Genomic DNA, 22,313 nt, shown 5'->3' with positions numbered 1-22,313 from the left:
CACACCTACCGAGATTGACCTCTAAAGGGTATAATCAAAATGTTGATAAACTAAATGATCAGTGAATTATGGATACGATTACAGCAATTAGTGCTGCTCTTTTTTACTTTCTTGCGTTAGGTTTTGTTATTTCAGGCTTAGCTAGCCAAAATAAAATCCAAGCAAACATTGTCTTTATTTGTGCATTTCTTGCACTGGTTTTGCACGCCTGGCAGTTGAAAGAGCTCATTCTAAATAGCTTTGGACAAAACTTAAGTATTTTAAATGTCGCTTCTCTCATTAGCTTCATTATCTCTTTAGTTATGAGTGTCTCTATGCTCAAATTTAGAGTGTGGTTTATTCTGCCTGTTGTTTATAGCTTTTCAGCGATTAACTTATTAGCTGCAACGTTTCTCCCTGGCGCCTTTATTACTCACTTAGAAACTCATCCAAGTTTATTAATTCATATTTCTCTGGCACTGTTTGCTTATTCTACCTTAATGATAGCCACACTATATGCACTACAACTGGCTTGGTTAGATCATAAATTAAAAACGAAAAAATCTTTGACCATTAATCCAAACCTTCCACCATTAATGATGGTAGAACGCCAACTTTTCAAGATCATTCTGGTCGGTTTAGGATTATTAACTCTCACATTATTGACCGGCTTCACATTCATTCAGGATATGGTCGCTCAAGGCAAGATGCATAAAGCGGTTCTTTCTTTTATCGCATGGGTAATTTACGCCGTATTAACTTGGGGACATTACCGCCAAGGTTGGCGTGGACAAAAAGCTTTATGGTTTAGCCTTATTGGTGCATTTATATTAACACTGGCTTATTTTGGTAGTCGTTTCGTTCAAGAGATAATTTTAACTTAATTTAACGATAGCTAACTCACTTTTCATGATCAAAGTTGACACACTTTCTGTTAATGCTGTAAATACGATATACTATATTTTTAAAATGAGGATCAAGACACTTGGACGACATATCAACAGGCGCCCTATTTACTTTACTAGCTATACTCATTGTTATGTCAGGTTACTTCTCAAGCTCTGAAACGGGCATGATGTCGTTAAACCGCTATCGCCTAAAGCACCTTTCTAATCAAGGGCACAAAGGGGCGAAGCGCGTAGAAAAATTACTAAGCCGTCCTGATCGTCTTATCGGTCTTATCCTTATTGGTAATAACCTCGTAAATATCCTAGCCTCAGCGATTGCCACCATTCTTGGTATGCGTCTTTATGGTGATTATGGTGTAGCTATTGCCACTGGTATACTAACACTTGTTATCCTTGTCTTTGCGGAAGTAACACCAAAAACCCTTGCGGCTATGTACCCAGAGCGTGTTTCTTACAGTAGTAGTATCGTATTGAACGTGCTAATGAAGATACTTTCTCCATTAGTTATCTTAGTGAACTTTATTACCAATGGTTTTCTTAAACTTCTTGGGCTTGGCGCAAACCATAGTGATAAAGATAACCTAAGCTCAGAAGAACTTAGAACCGTTGTTCATGAAGCGGGTGGCCTAATCCCTCGTCGTCACCAAGACATGCTAATCTCTATTCTCGATCTTGAACACGTAACTGTGAACGACATCATGGTTCCTCGTAGTGAAATCACGGGCATTGATATCAATGATGATTGGAAATCTATTTCACGCCAACTAGCACACTCACCTCATGGTCGTATTGTTCTGTACCGTGACCAAATTGACGAAGTCGTTGGTATGCTACGCTTACGTGAATCATATCGTTTAATGCTTGAGAAGAATGAATTTACTAAAGAAACGCTTTTAAGAGCGGCAGATGAGATTTACTTTATTCCTGAAGCAACGCCATTAAATAGCCAACTACTTAAGTTTCAACGAAACAAAGAACGTATTGGATTGGTTGTTGATGAATATGGTGACATCCAAGGGTTAATTACACTTGAAGATATTTTAGAAGAAATTGTCGGAGAGTTTACAACGTCTATGGCACCAAGCTTAGCCGAAGAGATCACGCCTCAACCTGATGGCAGCTTCATGATTGAAGGCAGCGCTAATATTCGAGATATTAACAAAGGACTAAAGTGGGACTTGCCTACCGATGGGCCAAGAACATTAAATGGTTTAATCCTCGAACATTTAGAAGAGATCCCAGAGACTGAAATTAGCCTTGAGATCGAACAGCATAATATGAAAATTATTGCGGTTGAAGAGAATAAAATCAATTTAGTTAAAGTATTTCCTAGTCCCGAAGATACAAAATAACAGCATAAAAAAAGCCCGTTTTTATACGGGCTTTTTTATATCAATGAATTATAAAATTAATCAACAGACAGCTCTTTTAGCATTGAATCAGGTAATGCAAGCTCATCGTTTTTATTTACTCGAATACCTGAAGCTAGAATAGCCGTCGCGATTGCTTTTGCTTCTTCTAACGAATGCATTGCGTAAGTACCGCACTGATATTCATTAAGTTCAGGGATCTTGTTCTGAGCTTCTACTTTTAACACATCTTCCATTGAAGCAATCCAAGCGTCAGCAACAGTTTGCTCTACTGGCGTACCAATTAAGCTCATGTAAAAACCAGTGCGGCAGCCCATAGGTGAAATATCGATGATTTCAACAGAAGAACCATTAAGATGATTTCGCATAAAGCCAGCATATAAATGCTCTAACGTATGAATGCCTTTCTCAGATAAGATGTCTTTATTTGGTGCAGTAAAACGTAAATCAAATACCGTGATCGTATCACCCTTAGGGGTTTGCATTGTCTTTGCAACACGAACAGCAGGCGCTTCCATACGAGTATGATCTACAGTGAAGCTATCTAATAGTGGCATATTCTAATCCTTTAATTTATGAATGATGGCTTACCACCACCAACTACTTTGTCGTTCAAGCTCAGCTTTACATTGCTTTAATTGCCAGCCATATGTCTTCGCTTGAGATTCAACCTTACGAGCTATCTTAATCAATTGTGGTTTACTTTGGTAGCTTTTGCGTTTGTATCCACCTCTACCTTCATGATAAGCAAGGTACTGGTTGTAAGGATCCCATTTAGAAATACCTAAACGCTTTTGCGTACCGTCAGTATACCAACCTATAAACATTATCGCATCATCAAAACTACTGCGTGACCCACCACCGGTTGCATCTTCATATTCACCCCATACTGGATCTTGCGCCTGAGCGTAGCCATAAGCAGAGCTTGGACGACTCCAAGGAATAAAGCCAAGCAGTTTTGTTCTTGGAGGACGCACATCAGAACGAAAGCTACTCTCTTGCTTCATAATCGCCATAGCAACATTGATAGGGGTTCCATACTCTTCAGTCATGTCTTTGGCATCATCATACCAACCACTTTTTTCACGAAAAATATCACACAAATTATCTTGTTTCGTTGGAGGAGCGGTCGCACACCCTGTTAATATCGAAAATGTTACTGCAACAATTATCAGTTTATAATTCATTATTATCACTCAATAAAAAAGCACTGTTACTCATCAAATAACAGTGCTTTGTTTAATCTAACCTCAATTACTTCAAGTAACTAAAGTAATCTTCTAAATAATCAGAAAATGATTGTGTATCTGCATTTTCTATTTCTTTCTGGGCAAGAATAGAACGCTCAACTTCTGCATCCAACTCTTCTTTACTATAAAAATTGTATTGGTGATTTAAGTGAGTTTCACGATGTTTTACCGCCAGTTCACAACCAACCGTTCCAATACCGCCACCTTTCTTCGTTTCAGCTAATAATCGACCTGATATCGTTAGTTCAGGATCATTGATCATTGCCGTTAAACGTTGATGGGTTTGTTGGTATTCATCATCGCCATTAATCGCATCCATCTCTTTAGCGATAATAAGTAAATCAGCAAATACTCGTTCAGCCCATGCTTTTTGAGTTAATCGCTCACCTTGGCAGCCAATTTGCAGCTCTAAACCTGGCTTGCGACCTTTTTCAACGATCTTATTCCAATTATCTTTCCAGCACGCCATTTCACTGTCATTCATCGGTGCTGAGTCAGTTAATACTGCCCATGTTAGGAATAAGTCTAAGAATCGAACTTGGTCTTTATCAACCCCAACAGGGCTAAATGGATTCACATCTAAAGAACGAACTTCAATGTACTCAACGCCATCATTCTCTAGAGCAACAGATGGTCTTTCACCATTTTTTGCTACACGCTTAGGGCGAATTGGAGCGTAAAGTTCGTTTTCAATTTGCAATACATTCGCATTCAATTGAATCTGTTTATCACCTTCTTTTAGTCCAATTTTTGCAAATTCATCTGAAGGCATTCGTATGGCTTTATTTAAACCATCAACATATTCATTAACGCTGTTTAAACTAATTTTTAAGTCACTTTGAGAATCATTAGTGTATCCAAGATCACTTAGACGTAATGAGGTTGCATAAGGTAAATACAATGTTTTACCCAGTGATTCAAATTCCATTGCCGTTTCACGACCTTGAATAAATGAACTACATAGCGCAGGAGACGCACCAAAGAAGTACGGAATTAACCAGCCAAAACGGTAGTAATTTCGGATTAAACCAAAGTAAGCGTCAGAGACAGAGGCTTTTCTTTCTTCTTCTGATTGCGCGCCAAATAACTCATCCCAGAATTCAGTTGAGAAAGAGAAATTAAAATGCACACCAGAGATCACTTGCATCACACTACCATATCGACGCTTTAAGCCTTCACGGTAGGTTGTTTTAAGTTGACCAACATTTGATGAGCCATATTGGGCCAGCGTAATATCATCATCATGAGTAACAAAACATGGCATCGAAAGTGGCCATAGCTTCTCTTCACCCATGTGTGAAACTGTATAGTGATGCACATCTTCAAGTTGTTGTATTACTGTATCCACATCGTTTGATACAGGCGTAATAAACTCTAATAAAGATTCTGCAAAATCTGTCGTTATGTATTTATGCGTTAATGCTGAACCTACGCCTACTGGATGTGGCTTAGAAGAAAGCGATGCACCTAGAGTAAATCTTAGGGTCTCTCTTTCAATTCCTCGGCCTATTTTTTTAAATGCCTTAGGATTGGAAGCGACTTTCTGTAATCGGTTGATAAATTCGGTCAAAATACAATCTCGCTATTGAGGTAAGTTCAACATCACAATGTTGATTTATATCCTGAGATACTAACAAATTTTAATGAGAGTTGGATACGAAAAAACGGCAATATATGCTTGATATTGCCGTCTTTCTAATAAAATTTACTTCTTAGGGGTTAGTAACTCTATTGGTAACCCTAGTGTTTTCAATTTTGGCATTAATGATTTTTCATCACCAACAACAATAATTTGATATTGTGTCGGGTCAAACCATTTTGAAGCCAATGTATTGAGATCACTGCGGCCCAATGTTGCTATCAACTCATTTTGCTCATCGATAAAATCTTCATCTAACGAGTAAGTTAAGATCTTACCTAATAAACTCGCTTTCTGACTCGGCGTTTCATACTTTAGCGCATCTTGTTGGCCTACGGCTAAACGCATGAAATTTAATTCATCCATCGTCATACCATCAGTTTCAAACTTTTTCATTTCAGAAATAAATTCTTGGATTGATTCTAAAGTGACGTCTGCACGAACTTGAGCATAGAAAATCGACATCCCAATTTCTTTGTTACCAAATAAAGAGCCTCCAGCACCATAGGTATAGCCTTTATCTTCACGAAGATTTTGGTTAATTCGACTATTGAAGTTGCCGCCCAAATTAAAATTAGCTAGCTGAGTTTTATATAGCTCTCCGGTTGCATCATATTGCATACCTTGACGAACAAAACGGATCACACTCTGCGGTGCATTCGGTTTATTGACCAGATAGATTTTTTGCTGATTCAACACCGGTAGTTTCTGTGGTGCTAATAAACGTGGCGCTTCTCCTTGCCAAGCAGCTAAGAAAGATAATTTAGATACAAGATCTGATTTAGTAATGTCCCCAACAGAAACAACTTGAGTACCAATTGGCGTATAGTTCTCTTTATAGAATTGTTTTATATCATCAATCGTTAAACTCTTAACTGATTCCAATGACCCATCAGGGGCACGATCAAAAATAGTTCCGTCAAATAAAACCTCACGAGTCGCTTGGGACGCTAACCACGATGGCTTCTGATGCTCATACACTAACCCTTCAACCGCTTGTTTTTGTAAGCGCTCAAAATCAGCCTCTTTAAAGGCAGGGGAAAATAGCATGTCATTAACGATCGCTAGAGTTTGATCGATATTCTTCGTAAGCGATGCTATTGAAATTGTCGTCGTATAAGTGCCTGTATTAAATGAGATTGAACTGCCTAATTTATCCAACTCTTTTTGAATATCTTCTGCAGAACGCTCTGTTGTTCCTTCTTCCATCATTGCCGCAGTCAGCTCAGCTAAACCTTCCTTTCCTCTTACTACATATCGATTACCTGCAGGTATCGCTATTTGTAATTGAATGGTTGGCGTCTCAATGGCTTCAGTTCCTAATATTTCAATATCGTTCGTCAACTTTGCACGATAGATATCAGGTGTTGTTGCAGTAACGCCCTTTGATGGTTGAGGCATAATAGAACGATCAAAATCATCAACCGCTTTACGTACTTCTAAATCATTTTCATCGAGTTTTTGATATTCAGGCAACTCTCGCTTAGGCGTAATAAAGTTTGGCTTTTCAACTTGAAGTTGTGTTTTCCCTTTAGGCACAACACTCAGCGTCACTTTATATTTGTTCGCGATGTAAGTATCGAATGCTTGAGATACTTTTTCAGGAGTCACGGCTTTTAACTCTGCTAGTTGTTTTTCTAGCTGGTTAGGCTGACCATAGAATGTCTCATTTGACGCAAGTTGAGATACTTTTCCTGATACAGATTGTAGACCAAATATCGCCCCAGCTTCTGCACTACCCTGCACTTCAGCTAAATCTTCTTTTGATACACCTTCTTTTTCAAACTTCTCCAAAACATCCATAATCTCACTGTATGCAGACGCTAAACCATTATTGTCACCAGAGTCTGTCATGGCATAAACATACATGGTACACGACAGCTCAGCACAATCATGAAATGCACCAGTATCGACAACTTTACCTGTCTTCACTAGTTCTTGATAAAGTAAGCTTGTTTTACCATTACCAAGCAAAGTAGCTAACATATCGAGACTGGCTTCTGTTTCCTCACCTCGGTAAGTCGTAGGCCAACCAATCATGACCATCGGCTGTTGAATTCTATCTTCTAGGGTAATAAAGCGATTTTCTGTCAACGTCACAGGTTGCTTTGGTGCATTTTCAACTTCTGGTCCACGAGGGATTGAACCAAAGTATTTGTTCACCCACTCTAGTGTTTGTTTGCTGTCTAAATCACCACCGATAGTGATTACTGCATTATTAGGGCCGTACCAACGTAAGAAAAAGGCTTTAAGATCATTGACATCTACACGGTCTAAATCTTCAACATAGCCAATTGTCTGCCATGAATAAGGATGACCTTGTGGAAATAACGCTTCTCCCATACGCTCATAAATCAGCCCGTATGGACGGTTATCATAGTTCTGTCCACGTTCATTCTTCACCGTACTACGTTGGATCTCAAATTTCTTTTGAGAAACGGCGTCAATCAAGAATCCCATACGATCTGACTCTAGCCAGAGCATTTTTTCTAATTGATTAGCAGGTACGGTTTCAAAGTAATTCGTTCGGTCACGGTTCGTGGTGCCATTTAGCGTACCACCCGCTTCTGTGATGATTTTAAAGTGTTGCTGATCACCAACATTTTCAGAGCCTTGGAACATCATGTGCTCAAAGAAGTGTGCAAATCCTGATTTCCCGATCTCTTCTCGTGCAGATCCTACATGATAAGTAACATCAACATGCACAAGCGGATCAGAATGATCAGGACTTAAAATAACCGTTAATCCATTTTCTAATGTGTATTTTTGGTATGGAATAACCGTTGACCCTTCTTTCGGTAAGACTTGCTCAATTAAGGTGACACCTTGAGGTAAGTCTGATTTTTTTGGTGCTTCAAATTCTGAATTACTGCACCCAGACAAAGCCAATACTATCGACAGAGCTAATAATTTTTTCATTTTAATTCCTATAAAATTCCGTTTACCGCGAGCGATAGTAAAAGATATCGTGCAGCCTTTCCTATTCCAATTAAAATTATGCATGGCCAAAATTTCATTCGTAGCCACCCTGCAGCGAGGCAGAGAGGATCACCAATAACCGGTAACCAACTGAACAATAATGTCCAATAACCATATTTTTTTAACCATTGAATGGCTTTATGACCATGTTTCTGTGAAGAAGTTTTATCAGGAAGTAACAAACCAAGCCAATAATTTGTTATGCCACCCAGTGTATTTCCCAATGTTGCTACAGCAATAACTGTCCACATTGAAAAGCTGTCTAATTTTAACGCTGCAATTAAACTGGCTTCTGATGCTCCAGGTAATAAAGTCGCACTTAAAAATCCTGAACTAAATAATACCCATAATGCAGAATCTGCATTAAACCAATCAAACATGATTGCATTAATTCCATTAACTAAAATATATGCAATAAGCATAAAATAAAAAAGGGCGCATCTGCACCCTTTTTATTGTTAAGTTTTGTTCAATACTAACCTACGAGTGCCAATAAGATACCCGCAGCCACCGCGGAACCAAGTACACCAGCGACATTAGGCCCCATTGCATGCATCAATAAGAAGTTTTGAGGGTTTGCCTCTAGTCCTACTTTATTCACAACACGAGCTGCCATTGGTACTGCAGATACTCCAGCGGCACCAATTAATGGGTTAATATCTTCTTTCGAATATTTGTTTAAGATCTTAGCCATAATTAAACCACCAGCAGTGCCTACACTAAAGGCAACCGCGCCCAGTAGTAGAATACCTAAGGTTTCAACATTCAAAAATGTCTCGGCTTCTAGTTTTGATCCAACACCTAACCCTAAGAAAATAGTCACGACATTGATCAATTCATTTTGAGCAGTATTCGATAAACGATCAACCACACCAGATTCTTTCATCAAATTACCTAAACAGAACATTCCAACCAGTGGTGTTGCTGATGGTAAAAATAGAATCGTCATCAATAATACCGCAAGAGGGAAAATGATCTTCTCTGCTTTGCCAACATGACGCAGTTGAGCCATCTTAATTTGACGCTCTTCTGGTGTTGTTAGTGCCTTCATGATCGGCGGCTGAATAATTGGAACTAATGCCATATAACTATATGCAGCAACAGCAATTGCCCCTAATAAATCAGGCGATAGCTTACTGGCTAAGAAAATAGCGGTAGGCCCATCAGCACCACCAATAATTGCAATTGATGAAGCGTCAGCTAGCGTAAACTCCATCCCAGGAACAAAGTTAAGTAAGATTGCACCAAATAACGTAGCAAAAATACCTACTTGCGCCGCGGCACCAAGCCATAACGTTTTTGGATTCGCAATTAACGCTCCAAAATCCGTCATTGCCCCAACTCCCATAAAGATCAGAAGTGGGAAAATACCGGTTTCAATCCCGACGTAATAGACGTAGTAAAGCAAGCCGCCAGGCTCAGTAAAGCCTGCATTTGGAATATTAGCCAATACTGCACCAAAACCAATTGGTAACAGTAGTAATGGCTCGAATCCTTTTTTTATCGCTAAGAACAAAAGGCCACAACCCACTAAAATCATAATAAGTTGTTCAAACTTAAAATTAGCGATTGAGGTTTCATTCCATAATATTAATAAACCATCCATGTTTAACTTACCTTACGCTAGAGAAAGCAACGGTGTACCAACAGCTACCGCATCGCCTTCCTTAGTTAAAATATCCTGCACAGTACCATTACGTGATGCTCTGATTTCAGTTTCCATCTTCATCGCTTCAAGAATAAGTAGTACATCACCTTCAACCACTTCTGCGCCTGGCTGAACCAATACTTTAAAAATATTACCCGCTAATGGTGCATCAACTGACTCTGCATCAACGGCAGATAACTGAGGTGATTGAACCGGAGCTGGCTGTCCTGATACTGGAGCAACTGAAGAAATTACGCCTTGTGGGCCAACTTCAACATTATAAATCTGCCCATCAACTTTAACGCTGTAAGATTCAACACCACCTTTACCCGGAACTACTTTTACAGTGTCTTCGTCTTCGTCTTTTTCTGTACCAGGGGCTGGTTCAAAAGCATCTGGGTTATTACGATTGTTAAGAAACTTAAGACCCACTTGTGGAAACAATGCATAAGTAAGAACGTCATCAACTTGTTGTTCTGCTAATTCAATGTTGTCTTCTTTAGCTTTTGCAATCAATTCATCAGTTAAAGTGTGAAGCTCAGATTTCAATAGATCAGCAGGTCGACAAGTAATCGCTTCTGCACCATCCAATACTCGTGCTTGTAACTCTGCATCAACGGCAGCAGGAGCAGCACCATACTCACCTTTAAGTACACCAGCGGTTTCTTTTGTGATGCTCTTATAGCGCTCACCGGTAAGAACATTAATCACCGCTTGAGTACCGACTATTTGAGAGGTCGGCGTAACTAATGGAATATAGCCAAGATCTTTACGAACTTTAGGGATCTCCAACAATACTTCATCCATCTTATCAGCAGCACCCTGCTCTTTAAGTTGGCTTTCCATATTCGTTAGCATTCCACCAGGAACTTGAGCAATAAGGATTCGTGAATCAACACCTTTCATTTTTCCTTCAAATTTCGCATATTTCTTACGAACTTCACGGAAATAAGTTGCAATCGGTTCTAGTTGTTCAAGGTTAAGATTAGTATCACGACCAGTACCTTCTAGCATTGCCACTACAGTTTCTGTTGGTGTATGTCCATAAGTTTGGCTCATAGAAGAGATAGCCGTATCTAGAATATCAATGCCCGCTTCAACGGCCTTTAATGCTGTAGCTGTAGATAAACCCGTTGTTGCATGGCTATGTAACGCCAGAGGAACATCACACGATGCTTTGATTCGAGTGATTAGCTCTTCTGCTTCATATGGCTTAAGTAAGCCTGACATGTCTTTAATACATAAAGAGTGACAGCCTAAATCTTCAAGACGTTTTGCTAAATCAACCCATGTCTCTAAATTATGTACAGGACTAGTGGTATAAGAAAGTGTGCCTTGTGCGTGAGCACCAACATCAATCGCTGCTTTTACTGCTGTTTGAAAGTTTCTTACGTCATTCATCGCATCAAATATACGGAATACGTCCATACCGTTGGCATGAGCTCGTTCAACGAACTTTTCTACTACATCATCCGCATAATGACGGTAACCTAATAAGTTTTGACCACGCAATAGCATTTGCATTGGTGTATTAGGCATCGCCTTTTTCAATAAACGCAAACGCTCCCACGGATCTTCGCCTAGATAACGAATGCAGGCATCGAAAGTTGCACCGCCCCATGTTTCTAATGACCAATAGCCTATCTTATCCAACTGCTCAGCAATTGGCAGCATATCTTCAACGCGCATACGAGTCGCGAAGAGTGATTGATGGGCGTCACGAAGTACCACATCAGTGATAGAAAGTGGTTTAGACATACTTACAAACTCCTTGTAATAATTTTCCTAAAACAGATTATTTATGCTTTTGACGGTGTAATTTAACCGCAGCAGAAATTGCCGCAATAACTTGAGGCTGTACTGTTGTTTGATCGGGATCTAGATTTTTTTGGACAGCTAGTACCTGTTTTGGAGGTAACTCCACAGGCAACAACTTAGACATGAGTTGAACTAGGTAGACTAGAATGGTGAGGAATACAAATACGACGCCCATGCCAGTTAGCATTAGCGTTGCAGCTTCCAATAGTAGACTTCCAATGTCTGTCATCTTTTATTCCTTTTATGATGATAGTGACAATGTACAATTTAGTATGTTACTTACTAACGAATTTTGTTCTTTTATTCTAAAAAGAAAGAGTGATTATCTCGACATCAAAGTTTTTGTCAAACTCGAAACAATCTAAATATATTCAAAAAAGAATAAAATGGCGAGATATATCCATACACTGCCACCTTTATCTTTAATATAAACTGATTACAATCAAACTACCTAATAATAACCTGAATTTCAAATCATTTAATAATAGTATCAATTAATTAACTTGATTTCTTATAGGCATAAAAAAACCCGACCATAAAGATCGGGTTCTTTTAAAGAATGGTGCGCCAGGGAGGATTCGAACCTCCGACCGCCTGGTTCGTAGCCAGGTACTCTATCCAGCTGAGCTACTAGCGCACAGTAATTCTAATTGTCTTTGTAACTATAGTATTGTAACCAATAAACAGTTACAAAAAGAAAAAATGGTGCGCCAGGGAGGATTCGAACCTCCGACCGCCTGGTTCGTAGCCAGGTACTCTATCCAGCTGAGCTACTAGCGCACAGTTAATTCTGATTGTCTTTGTAACTATGTATCGTAACCGATAAACAGTTACAAAAAGAAATATGGTGCGCCAGGGAGGATTCGAACCTCCGACCGCCTGGTTCGTAGCCAGGTACTCTATCCAGCTGAGCTACTAGCGCACAGTATAATTCTAATTGTCTTTGTAACTTTATATTGTAACCAATAAGCAGTTACAAAAAGAAAAAATGGTGCGCCAGGGAGGATTCGAACCTCCGACCGCCTGGTTCGTAGCCAGGTACTCTATCCAGCTGAGCTACTAGCGCACAGTTAATTCTGATTGTCTTTGCAACTATGTATCGTAACCGATAAACAGTTACAAAAAGAAATATGGTGCGCCAGGGAGGATTCGAACCTCCGACCGCCTGGTTCGTAGCCAGGTACTCTATCCAGCTGAGCTACTAGCGCACAGTATAATTCTAATTGTCTTTGCAACTCTATATTGTAATTAATAAACAGTTACAAAAAGAAAAAATGGTGCGCCAGGGAGGATTCGAACCTCCGACCGCCTGGTTCGTAGCCAGGTACTCTATCCAGCTGAGCTACTAGCGCACAATAATTCTTTTATGTTCTTGCTGACCGAAACCAACAGAAACAAATAATGGCGGTGAAGGAGGGATTCGAACCCTCGATGCGGGTATAAGCCGCATACTCCCTTAGCAGGGGAGCGCCTTCAGCCTCTCGGCCACCTCACCGTTTTGTATTTCGCTTATTTGTGATTATCTGCAAACAATCACTGTTATTGACAAATAAATTCATCAATAAAAAGAATGGTGCGCCAGGGAGGATTCGAACCTCCGACCGCCTGGTTCGTAGCCAGGTACTCTATCCAGCTGAGCTACTAGCGCACAATAATTCTTTTATGTTCTTGCTGACCGAAATCAACAGAAACAAATAATGGCGGTGAAGGAGGGATTCGAACCCTCGATGCGGGTATAAGCCGCATACTCCCTTAGCAGGGGAGCGCCTTCAGCCTCTCGGCCACCTCACCGTGTTGAGGAGGCACATATTACGGTTTACCAAAAATATGTCAATGACTTTTTAAGTAAAAAATAACGCTTTTTGTTCAACAGCCTATGAAACAACCAAAATGAGCAAAAATAGAACGTTATACGTGGTTTGTGCCTTTGTTTGTACCTTGTTTCTGTTTATTTTCACCTAACTAAATTAGACAAAAATAAACAAGGCTGACAATGCCAGCCTCATTCATACGAATTAAAAGTTACCTTGCGTAGCAGCAGGTGTACCTTTTTCCGCTTGAATGCGCATGTAAATCTCTTCACGATGTACAGATACTTCTTTAGGTGCATTAACACCAATACGTACTTGGTTGCCTTTAACGCCTAGTACAGTAACTGTTACTTCATCACCAATCATTAAAGTTTCACCTACGCGGCGTGTCAGAATTAGCATTCGAATGCTCCTTGAGTAATCTCAGTTTTATAATAAATGTATGTATTGTCCGTTATCGCCTATTTTCATAAACGTCTCTGCTCAAGAAACAGCGATCATAAGGTTATTATCTTGTGATTGCTCTGTAATAACAAACGTTTTATGTAAAATTTCGGCTGCTTGTTCTAAATCAGCTTGATTAACGATAACCGACACACTTTTTGGCTCTTTATTGTGTTGATAGATATCAACACCATTAGCCTTCAGTTGATTGCAAGCAAGATCTGCCATCCCTTCAACTTTATCACCGACTAACGTCAGTATTGATAAGCTACTAATATTGCGTATTTTTGTATTAAATGCCAGTTTCAATTGTAAAAAAGTTGCTTTTGGCACAACAATTTTAAAACAACCACTTTGAGCCGTTAACTCTTCATACTGTTTCAGCAGTGCTGCTTGTTCTGTAATGGAGAGTCCTGTGCATTCAACGAGAAGTAAATCCTGCTTTAAAGCCAACCCTGTTACCGATGGACTCTCTTCAGGTTCTTCACAAATTAAAGTCCCTTCCCCCTCTTCAAATGAAGAAAGTACTCGTAACTTCACCGACGTTCTCCAAGCATGAGCAACTGAATGCTCTTGCAATACTTTAGCACCCGATTTAGCTAAAAGGTGCATATCAGAAAATGACACTTCCTTTAAACGACGAGTGTTAGCTACGTAGCGAGGATCAGAAGAATAAACGCCATCAACATCAGTAAATATCTGGCATTCATCTGCATTTAAGGCAGCAGATAACGCGACAGCTGTCGTATCAGAGCCGCCTCTTCCTAATGTGGTGATATTACCGTGAACATCACGACCTTGAAAGCCAGCAATAATTACCACATACCCTTTATCAACCCATTGAGTAATTAAATCAGTTTCAATATGCTCAATAGTTGCATCATTAAAGGTGCAGTTAGTATAAATACCCGCTTGGTCAGCCGTTAGAGAAATGGCTTTAACGCCTTTCTGATTTAAAGACATGGCTAGTAGCGCAATGGAAACCTGTTCTCCCGCAGAAAGGAGCATATCCAATTCACGAGGCTCAGGGGCCTCACTAATTTGATTTGCTAAGCTCATTAAGCGATTGGTTTCTCCGGCCATAGCAGAAACAGCAACAACGACATCATGCCCTTGTTGCTGTGCTGAAATGATACGTTCAGAAACAGATTGGATCCGTTCAACGGACCCAACTGATGTACCACCATACTTTTGTACGATTAATGCCACTGATACGACCTATTACAGACGCTCAGTTAGCCAAGCTTCAACAGAAGCTAGTGCCGCAGGTAATGCATTCACATCAGTACCGCCAGCTTGAGCCATATCAGGACGACCGCCGCCTTTGCCACCAACTTGTTGTGCAACCATATTCACTAATTCGCCCGCTTTCACTTGGCCAATAAGATCTTTAGTTACGCCAGCAATTAAACCAACTTTACCGTCATTCACATTACCTAACATGATAACGCAGCTGCCGATTTGATTTTTAAGCTCATCTATCATGCCACGAAGCGCTTTACTCTCTGCACCATCTAGCTGAGCAATAAGTACTTTTGTTCCTGCAATGTCTTGAACTTGATTGATCAGGCTTGCACCTTCTTGAGACGCTAGCTTATCTTTAAGCTGTTGGATCTCTTTCTCAAGTTGTTTTGCTTTTGATGCCGCTTCATTCAGCTTTTTATCTGCTGATTTTTGTTGTGCTTCAATCGCATCTAATGCTGCTTCACCAGTAACGGCTTCAATACGGCGGATACCCGCTGCAATGCCACTTTCTGACGTAATTTTAAATAGGCCAATATCACCAGTGCTTGATGCGTGAATACCACCACATAACTCAGTAGAAAATTCACCCATAGAAAGTACACGAACTTCATCGTCGTATTTCTCACCAAATAGAGCCATTGCGCCTTTTTCTTTAGCAGCATCAATGTCCATTAGGTTTGTTTCAATCTCATGGTTTAAACGCACTTGTTGGTTAACAATACGCTCAACTTTACGTAATTCATCAGCTTTTACGCCTTCAAGGTTAGAGAAGTCAAAACGTAAACCTTCCGCTTTAACTAATGAGCCTTTTTGAGTTACGTGCTCACCTAATACTTCACGAAGTGCTGCGTGTAATAAGTGGGTTGCTGAGTGATTTAAAGTAATCGCAGTACGACGCTCTTCATCAACTTGAGCCATTGCACTATCAGTCGTTGATAACACACCTTCAACTAACTTACCGTAGTGACCAATCGCATTACCTACTTTTTGAGTATCAGTAACAACAAACTTACCCGCTTCTACTGTAATAATACCCGCATCACCAGATTGACCGCCTGATTCAGCATAGAATGGCGTTGCATCTAAAATTAGAATCGCATCATCACCAGCAGAAAGAGTCTCAACTGCTTCACCTTCACGGAAGATTTCTAATACCGTTGCTTTTGCTTCAGTCGAATCATAACCATGGAATACTGTTTCAGATTCAACTTTGATCACTGCATTATAATCAGTACCAAATTGACCAGCTTCACGAGCACGTTGACGTTGTTCTTCCATCGCCTTCTCAAAACCATCTTCATCGATAGTTAATTCACGCTCACGAGCAACATCATTGGTTAAATCTGCAGGGAAACCGTAAGTATCGTAAAGTTTAAATACAGTTTCGCCGTCAAGAACGGTGCCTTCTAGGTTATCTAACGCTTCGTTCAGAATTACCATGCCGCGTTCAAGCGTACGACCAAAGTTTTCTTCTTCGATCTTAAGTACTTTTTCTACTAGCGCTTGCTGTTTTTTAAGCTCTTCGCCAGCCGTACCCATGATTTCAGCTAATGGCCCTACTAATTTATAGAAGTAAGAACCTTTAGCACCTAGCTTGTTACCGTGACGTACTGCACGACGGATAATACGACGTAATACGTAACCACGGCCTTCGTTTGACGGCATAACACCATCAACGATTAAATAAGAACAAGAACGGATGTGGTCAGCAACAACACGTAGAGATTGGTTTGAAAGATCATCGTAACCAACAACTTTTGCTGTTTCTTTAATTAGTGTTTGGAAAATATCAATTTCATAGTTTGAGTGTACGCCTTGCATGATTGCTGCAATACGCTCAATGCCCATACCTGTATCTACTGATGGCTTTGGAAGTGGTTCCATTGTGCCATCCGCTTGACGGTTGAACTGCATGAAAACGTTGTTCCAAATTTCGATGAAACGGTCACCATCTTCTTCAGGAGTACCTGGACGGCCCCCCCAAATGTGCTCACCATGATCGTAGAAAATTTCAGTACAAGGACCACAAGGACCAGTGTCACCCATTTGCCAGAAGTTATCTGATGCATAAGGTGCGCCTTTGTTATCACCAATACGAACGATACGGTCCGCAGGGATACCCATTTCTTTATTCCAGATTTCGAATGCTTCGTCATCTGTTTCGTAGATAGTCACTAATAGACGATCTGCAGGAAGATCTAAACGCTCTGTTAGGAATTCCCATGCGTATTTAATTGCGTCTTGCTTGAAATAATCACCAAAGCTAAAGTTACCTAGCATTTCAAAGAAAGTATGGTGACGAGCAGTAAAGCCTACATTTTCTAAATCGTTATGCTTACCACCAGCACGAACACAACGTTGAGCGGTAGTTGCACGAGTATAGTTACGCTTCTCTGAACCTAGGAAACAATCCTTAAATTGGTTCATACCGGCATTGGTAAATAGAAGAGTTGGATCATTTGCTGGAACTAGAGAAGAACTCTCAACAATTTGGTGTCCTTTGCTTTCAAAAAAAGCAAGAAACGCACGGCGGATCTCGTCAGTGCTCATATACATGTGGATATTCCTGATTGAATCGTAGGTTAACTCACTCTTGTACTCAGTTAAGACAAGCAGTGTTTTTTAGACAGAATTTCGAACATTGTATACGCAAATGAGAGCGAAATATAGATTGAGTAGAGCGATCAAGTAAGGAAAGAGAAATAATTCTATTTGTGATTAGGGCAGTCTCTTTTTATAGACGTAAAAAAGCCAAACACGATGGTTTGGCTTTCTATTATTTCACTAAAAATTGAATAAATTAAAACTCTTCGTTTTCTTCTTCAATTTTCTCTTCGATTTCAGGTTGCTCTTCTGCTGGTGTTAATAACATCTCACGCAGTTTATGGTCTAATTCAGTCGCAATTTCTACGTTCTCACGCATGAACTTAGAAGCATTTGCTTTACCTTGGCCAATCTTGTCGCCATTGTAGCTATACCAAGCACCTGCTTTATCTACTAATTTATGCTTAACACCTAAATCAATTAGCTCACCTTCACGGTTAAAGCCTTTACCATATAGAATTTGAGTTTCCGCTTGCTTAAATGGTGCTGCAATTTTGTTTTTAACTACTTTGATTCGAGTTTCGTTACCAACAACCTCATCACCATCTTTTACTGCGCCAGTACGACGAATATCAAGACGAACAGATGCGTAGAACTTAAGTGCATTACCACCGGTTGTCGTTTCTGGGTTACCAAACATCACACCAATTTTCATACGAATTTGGTTGATGAAGATACACATACAATTTGATTGTTTTAGGTTACCCGTTAACTTACGCATTGCTTGAGAAAGCATACGAGCTTGAAGACCCATGTGGCTGTCGCCCATTTCACCTTCAATCTCAGCTTTTGGCGTTAGTGCAGCAACTGAATCGACTACGATTACATCAACCGCTCCAGAGCGTGCTAATGCATCAACGATTTCTAATGCTTGCTCACCAGTATCTGGTTGAGAACATAGTAATTGGTCAATATCAACCCCCAGCTTTTGAGCGTAGATTGGGTCTAGAGCATGCTCTGCATCAATAAATGCACAGGTTTTGCCTGCTTTTTGTGCTTGAGCAATCGCTTCCAAAGTTAGTGTTGTTTTACCTGATGATTCAGGACCGTAGATTTCTACGATACGTCCCATTGGTAAACCGCCAGCACCTAGAGCAATATCAAGAGATAAAGAACCAGTAGACACAGTTTCAACATCCATTGTGCGGTTATCGCCCAACTTCATAATTGAACCTTTACCAAATTGTTTTTCAATTTGACCTAATGCTGCGGCCAGTGCTTTTTTCTTGTTATCGTCCATTTGATTCTCCAGATTTCTAGATCACTAAATCAGTTAATGATTAGTAGTATACTGTCTATTCATACAGTGTCCATAGGCTTGCTAGTTTTTTTATTAAATTTTCTATTGCGACTTAAGAAAAACAACCATAAACCATTGAATTAATTAAACTCTAACAACCTAGTCTTTATTGTGAGAAATGCATATTCGATCGCACTTTGCCTTACTTCACTACGATCACCAGTAAAATATACAGTAGTTTCTTGATGCCAATTAGTTTTATCTGCAAAACCAAAACACACAGTCCCAACAGGCTTATCTTCTGTTGCTCCTCCTGGGCCTGCAATGCCACTAATAGACACACTAATATCAGCATGACTGTTGTGTAACGTCCCTATTGCCATCTCTTTAACTACCGCTTCGCTTACCGCACCAAAAGCACTTAACATATCTAAACTAACACCCAATGACTCTTGCTTTGCTTCGTTACTGTAGGTCACAAAACCACGTTCAAACCAAGCAGAACTCCCTGCATTCTCTGTCGCACAAAAAGCAACACCACCACCAGTACACGATTCTGCACAAGCCATCGTTTTGCCTTGTTGCATTAATAGCTCGCCAACTTCTTGCGCGAGTTGAGCATTTTTTGTCATATTCATTAAATTCTTCCTGTCTTGATTCGAATTTTATTGATTCTATCTTTGATTGCCGCTTTGATTCACGTATTCTTAGCAACAAATATTCTCAACACTCATTAGGTCTCGTTGTGGCAACAAAATCAACTGAAAAACACACCCCAATGATGCAACAGTACTTGCGTTTAAAATCTGAAAATCCGGATATCTTACTGTTCTATCGTATGGGCGACTTCTATGAGCTTTTCTATGATGATGCCAAACGAGCCTCTCAGCTTCTTGAAATATCGTTAACTAAACGAGGCTCCTCAGCAGGTGAACCAATACCAATGGCAGGTCTTCCTTACCATGCCGTTGAGGGTTATTTAGCCAAATTAGTTCAGCAGGGCGAGTCTGTTGCTATCTGTGAGCAAATTGGAGATCCAGCTACGAGTAAAGGTCCAGTTGAGCGTAAAGTGGTTCGTATCGTAACTCCAGGGACTGTAACCGATGAGGCTCTTCTTCCAGAGCGTTTCGATAATCTTATTGCCGCTATTTTTCATCATAAAGGTCACTTTGGTTATGCCACATTAGACATTACTTCTGGTCGATTTAAAGTATCAGAACCAGGCACAGAAGAAGCAATGTTGGCTGAGTTGCAACGAACCTCCCCTACAGAGCTTTTGTTTAGTGAAGATTTCGAACCTGTTCATTTATTAGAGAAACGCAGTGGTAATCGTCGTCGCCCAGTATGGGAATTTGAACTAGAAACCGCTAAACAACAATTGAACCAACAGTTTGGCACACGTGACCTAATTGGTTTTGGAGTAGAAAAAGCGGAATTTGGTTTATGTGCGGCTGGCTGTCTTATTCAGTATGTAAAAGACACACAACGTACAACCTTACCTCACATTCGTTCTATTGTGATGGATCATCAAGATGACTCAGTGATCTTAGATGCAGCAACACGCCGTAATTTAGAAATAACCCAAAATCTAGCGGGTGGTTTTAATCATACGCTATCAGAAGTGCTCGACCACACATCAACCGCAATGGGCAGCCGTCTTCTAAAGCGCTGGTTACATCAACCAGTTAGAACTCATCAAGTTTTAAATCAACGTCTTGATGCGATTGGAGAATTAAAAGAAAGCGGATTATTCACAGAGCTAGCTCCCCAACTAAAGCAAATTGGTGATGTAGAGCGAATTCTTGCTCGCTTAGCATTACGCTCTGCTCGTCCAAGAGATTTAGCTCGTTTACGTAGCGCATTACAACAACTGCCTGAGCTTGCACAAAGCACCAAAGAATTTGAACAAACTCATTTATTAGAACTGGCTTCACTTGCGCAGCCTATAGACTCAATTTGCGAACTATTAGAACGCGCAGTGAAAGAGAACCCTCCTGTTGTTATTCGTGACGGTGGCGTATTAGCTGATGGTTATAATGAAGAGCTCGATCAATGGCGAGATCTCGCTAATGGTGCGACGTTATTTTTAGAGAAACTTGAGCAAGAAGAACGCGAACGTCATGATATTGATACCCTAAAAGTCGGCTATAACAACGTTCATGGTTTTTATATCCAGATCAGCAAAGGTCAAAGTCACAAAGCACCTGCTCACTATGTTCGTCGTCAAACATTGAAAAATGCAGAGCGTTACATTATTCCTGAGCTGAAAGAGCATGAAGATAAAGTGCTAAGCTCAAAATCAAAAGCCTTAGCGATAGAGAAAAAACTGTGGGAAGAATTGTTTGATCAACTTCTGCCTCACTTAGAACAACTTCAACTAATGGCCAATGCGATTTCTGAATTAGACGTATTAAGCAACCTTGCTGAACGTGCTGATAGCTTAAATTATTGCCGCCCTACCTTATCATCAGAGATAGGGATGCAAATTGAAGGTGGCCGTCACCCTGTTGTTGAACAAGTGATGAGTAATCCGTTTATTGCCAACCCAATCAATTTAAACGACAACCGAAAAATGTTGATCATTACTGGACCAAATATGGGTGGTAAATCAACCTATATGCGCCAAACTGCATTGATCGCTTTAATGGCTCATGTTGGTTGTTATGTTCCCGCTAATTCAGCAAAAATTGGCCTATTAGATCGTATATTTACCCGTATTGGAGCATCAGATGATCTTGCTTCTGGACGCTCAACATTTATGGTTGAAATGACAGAGACAGCAAACATCCTGCACAATGCCACCAAACACAGCTTAGTGTTAATGGATGAAATTGGTCGCGGTACAAGTACTTATGATGGACTCTCTCTTGCTTGGGCAAGTGCTGAATGGTTAGCAACAAAAATTAATGCAATGACATTATTTGCAACTCATTACTTTGAACTGACTGAATTACCAAACCTATTTAATGGTTTAGCGAATGTACATTTAGACGCTGTAGAGCATGGCGATGAAATTGCCTTTATGCATGCAGTTCAAGATGGTGCTGCCAATAAATCTTACGGTCTAGCAGTTGCTTCTCTGGCGGGGGTTCCAAAAACGGTAATCAAAAAAGCTAAACAAAAACTTCAACAACTTGAAAATGGTCAGCCTAAAAACCAACCATTAGCGACAACTCAAGTAAAACAAGAGCATCAACTCTCTCTTATTCCTGAGCCAAGTGAAGTTGAAGAAGCACTAGCAAATGTAAACCCAGATGATCTAACACCACGACAAGCGTTAGAAGAGCTGTATCGTCTAAAAGCGTTACTGTAATCATACTGAGTAAGGCAGTAGCTCTACTGCCTTACTTTTCCTTCGCCTTCTTTTCTCCTCTTTGA

The 22,313-nt window shown here is 40.1% G+C and carries 16 protein-coding genes and 9 tRNA genes; 3 read left to right on the top strand and 22 right to left on the bottom strand.

Annotated elements, in window-relative coordinates; all coding sequences use genetic code 11:
* Positions 1–68: 68 nt before the first annotated feature.
* On the top strand, positions 69–863 hold the full coding sequence (locus tag AC2INI_RS02745; protein ID WP_486317273.1) for a cytochrome C assembly family protein: 795 nt from the start codon (positions 69–71) through the stop codon (positions 861–863).
* A gap of 101 nt (positions 864–964) precedes the next feature.
* Positions 965–2,239 carry an HlyC/CorC family transporter gene (locus AC2INI_RS02740; protein WP_486305297.1) on the top strand — a complete coding sequence of 425 codons (1,275 nt, stop codon included), beginning with the start codon at positions 965–967 and terminating at the stop codon, positions 2,237–2,239.
* Positions 2,240–2,295: 56 nt separating this feature from the next.
* On the opposite strand, the gene luxS is transcribed toward AC2INI_RS02740, so the two are convergent.
* The 22 genes from luxS to AC2INI_RS02630 form a co-directional block, all read right to left on the bottom strand.
* Positions 2,296–2,814, bottom strand: a complete 519-nt coding sequence (luxS, locus tag AC2INI_RS02735) for an S-ribosylhomocysteine lyase (RefSeq protein ID WP_122036728.1) — start codon at positions 2,812–2,814, stop codon at positions 2,296–2,298.
* A gap of 30 nt (positions 2,815–2,844) precedes the next feature.
* Positions 2,845–3,444: a transglycosylase SLT domain-containing protein gene (locus tag AC2INI_RS02730; protein ID WP_122036727.1), complete on the bottom strand. Its 600-nt coding sequence runs from the start codon at positions 3,442–3,444 to the stop codon at positions 2,845–2,847.
* Between the two features lie 67 nt (positions 3,445–3,511).
* Complete coding sequence (gene gshA, locus AC2INI_RS02725) at positions 3,512–5,077, bottom strand: glutamate--cysteine ligase (RefSeq protein ID WP_486305296.1); 1,566 nt, start codon at positions 5,075–5,077, stop codon at positions 3,512–3,514.
* 135 nt (positions 5,078–5,212) lie between these two features.
* Positions 5,213–8,065 (bottom strand): M16 family metallopeptidase, encoded by a 2,853-nt coding sequence (locus tag AC2INI_RS02720; protein ID WP_486305295.1) that lies wholly within the window; start codon positions 8,063–8,065, stop codon positions 5,213–5,215.
* 8 nt (positions 8,066–8,073) lie between these two features.
* Complete coding sequence (locus tag AC2INI_RS02715) at positions 8,074–8,505, bottom strand: YqaA family protein (protein ID WP_486308969.1); 432 nt, start codon at positions 8,503–8,505, stop codon at positions 8,074–8,076.
* A gap of 95 nt (positions 8,506–8,600) precedes the next feature.
* Positions 8,601–9,731 (bottom strand): sodium ion-translocating decarboxylase subunit beta, encoded by a 1,131-nt coding sequence (locus AC2INI_RS02710; protein ID WP_486305293.1) that lies wholly within the window; start codon positions 9,729–9,731, stop codon positions 8,601–8,603.
* 12 nt (positions 9,732–9,743) lie between these two features.
* Positions 9,744–11,531: a sodium-extruding oxaloacetate decarboxylase subunit alpha gene (gene oadA, locus AC2INI_RS02705; RefSeq protein WP_122036723.1), complete on the bottom strand. Its 1,788-nt coding sequence runs from the start codon at positions 11,529–11,531 to the stop codon at positions 9,744–9,746.
* Positions 11,532–11,568: 37 nt separating this feature from the next.
* Positions 11,569–11,820, bottom strand: coding sequence for an oxaloacetate decarboxylase subunit gamma (locus tag AC2INI_RS02700; protein ID WP_122036722.1), 252 nt, complete (start codon positions 11,818–11,820; stop codon positions 11,569–11,571).
* A 331-nt stretch (positions 11,821–12,151) separates the two neighbouring features.
* Positions 12,152–12,228 (bottom strand) — tRNA-Arg (locus AC2INI_RS02695).
* Positions 12,229–12,294: 66 nt separating this feature from the next.
* Positions 12,295–12,371, bottom strand: a tRNA-Arg gene (locus AC2INI_RS02690).
* A gap of 65 nt (positions 12,372–12,436) precedes the next feature.
* Positions 12,437–12,513, bottom strand: a tRNA-Arg gene (locus AC2INI_RS02685).
* 67 nt (positions 12,514–12,580) lie between these two features.
* Positions 12,581–12,657 (bottom strand) — tRNA-Arg (locus tag AC2INI_RS02680).
* A 65-nt stretch (positions 12,658–12,722) separates the two neighbouring features.
* Positions 12,723–12,799: transfer RNA gene (locus tag AC2INI_RS02675), tRNA-Arg, on the bottom strand.
* 67 nt (positions 12,800–12,866) lie between these two features.
* Positions 12,867–12,943 (bottom strand) — tRNA-Arg (locus tag AC2INI_RS02670).
* 50 nt (positions 12,944–12,993) lie between these two features.
* Positions 12,994–13,086, bottom strand: a tRNA-Ser gene (locus tag AC2INI_RS02665).
* Positions 13,087–13,162: 76 nt separating this feature from the next.
* Positions 13,163–13,239 (bottom strand) — tRNA-Arg (locus tag AC2INI_RS02660).
* A 50-nt stretch (positions 13,240–13,289) separates the two neighbouring features.
* Positions 13,290–13,382, bottom strand: a tRNA-Ser gene (locus AC2INI_RS02655).
* 224 nt (positions 13,383–13,606) lie between these two features.
* On the bottom strand, positions 13,607–13,804 hold the full coding sequence (gene csrA, locus AC2INI_RS02650; protein WP_045101306.1) for a carbon storage regulator CsrA: 198 nt from the start codon (positions 13,802–13,804) through the stop codon (positions 13,607–13,609).
* 81 nt (positions 13,805–13,885) lie between these two features.
* Positions 13,886–15,055, bottom strand: a complete 1,170-nt coding sequence (locus AC2INI_RS02645) for an aspartate kinase (protein ID WP_122036721.1) — start codon at positions 15,053–15,055, stop codon at positions 13,886–13,888.
* A 12-nt stretch (positions 15,056–15,067) separates the two neighbouring features.
* Complete coding sequence (gene alaS, locus AC2INI_RS02640; protein ID WP_486305292.1) at positions 15,068–17,647, bottom strand: alanine--tRNA ligase; 2,580 nt, start codon at positions 17,645–17,647, stop codon at positions 15,068–15,070.
* Between the two features lie 244 nt (positions 17,648–17,891).
* Positions 17,892–18,935 carry a recombinase RecA gene (gene recA, locus AC2INI_RS02635; protein ID WP_122036719.1) on the bottom strand — a complete coding sequence of 348 codons (1,044 nt, stop codon included), beginning with the start codon at positions 18,933–18,935 and terminating at the stop codon, positions 17,892–17,894.
* Between the two features lie 140 nt (positions 18,936–19,075).
* Positions 19,076–19,573: a CinA family protein gene (locus AC2INI_RS02630; protein WP_486305291.1), complete on the bottom strand. Its 498-nt coding sequence runs from the start codon at positions 19,571–19,573 to the stop codon at positions 19,076–19,078.
* Between the two features lie 140 nt (positions 19,574–19,713).
* Between AC2INI_RS02630 and mutS the strand changes: the two genes are divergently transcribed.
* The gene (gene mutS, locus AC2INI_RS02625) at positions 19,714–22,248 is read left to right on the top strand and encodes a DNA mismatch repair protein MutS (protein WP_486305684.1); all 2,535 of its coding nucleotides are present in this window, start codon (positions 19,714–19,716) and stop codon (positions 22,246–22,248) included.
* Positions 22,249–22,313 lie beyond the last annotated feature (65 nt).

Source organism: Aliivibrio friggae (genome assembly GCF_057368515.1).
This window is presented reverse-complemented; position numbering and strand designations above follow the sequence as displayed.

Bases quoted from the DNA above. Each gene is read 5' to 3' on its own strand.
- AC2INI_RS02745 (WP_486317273.1), top strand. From the start codon at position 69: ATGGATACGATTACAGCAATTAGTGCTGCTCTTTTTTACTTTCTTGCG.
- luxS (WP_122036728.1), bottom strand. From the start codon at position 2,814: ATGCCACTATTAGATAGCTTCACTGTAGATCATACTCGTATGGAAGCG.
- AC2INI_RS02730 (WP_122036727.1), bottom strand. From the start codon at position 3,444: ATGAATTATAAACTGATAATTGTTGCAGTAACATTTTCGATATTAACA.
- AC2INI_RS02720 (WP_486305295.1), bottom strand. From the start codon at position 8,065: ATGAAAAAATTATTAGCTCTGTCGATAGTATTGGCTTTGTCTGGGTGC.
- AC2INI_RS02715 (WP_486308969.1), bottom strand. From the start codon at position 8,505: ATGTTTGATTGGTTTAATGCAGATTCTGCATTATGGGTATTATTTAGT.
- AC2INI_RS02710 (WP_486305293.1), bottom strand. From the start codon at position 9,731: ATGGATGGTTTATTAATATTATGGAATGAAACCTCAATCGCTAATTTT.
- oadA (WP_122036723.1), bottom strand. From the start codon at position 11,531: ATGTCTAAACCACTTTCTATCACTGATGTGGTACTTCGTGACGCCCAT.
- AC2INI_RS02700 (WP_122036722.1), bottom strand. From the start codon at position 11,820: ATGACAGACATTGGAAGTCTACTATTGGAAGCTGCAACGCTAATGCTA.
- csrA (WP_045101306.1), bottom strand. From the start codon at position 13,804: ATGCTAATTCTGACACGCCGCGTAGGTGAAACTTTAATGATTGGTGAT.
- alaS (WP_486305292.1), bottom strand. From the start codon at position 17,647: ATGTATATGAGCACTGACGAGATCCGCCGTGCGTTTCTTGCTTTTTTT.
- recA (WP_122036719.1), bottom strand. From the start codon at position 18,935: ATGGACGATAACAAGAAAAAAGCACTGGCCGCAGCATTAGGTCAAATT.
- AC2INI_RS02630 (WP_486305291.1), bottom strand. From the start codon at position 19,573: ATGAATATGACAAAAAATGCTCAACTCGCGCAAGAAGTTGGCGAGCTA.
- mutS (WP_486305684.1), top strand. From the start codon at position 19,714: ATGATGCAACAGTACTTGCGTTTAAAATCTGAAAATCCGGATATCTTA.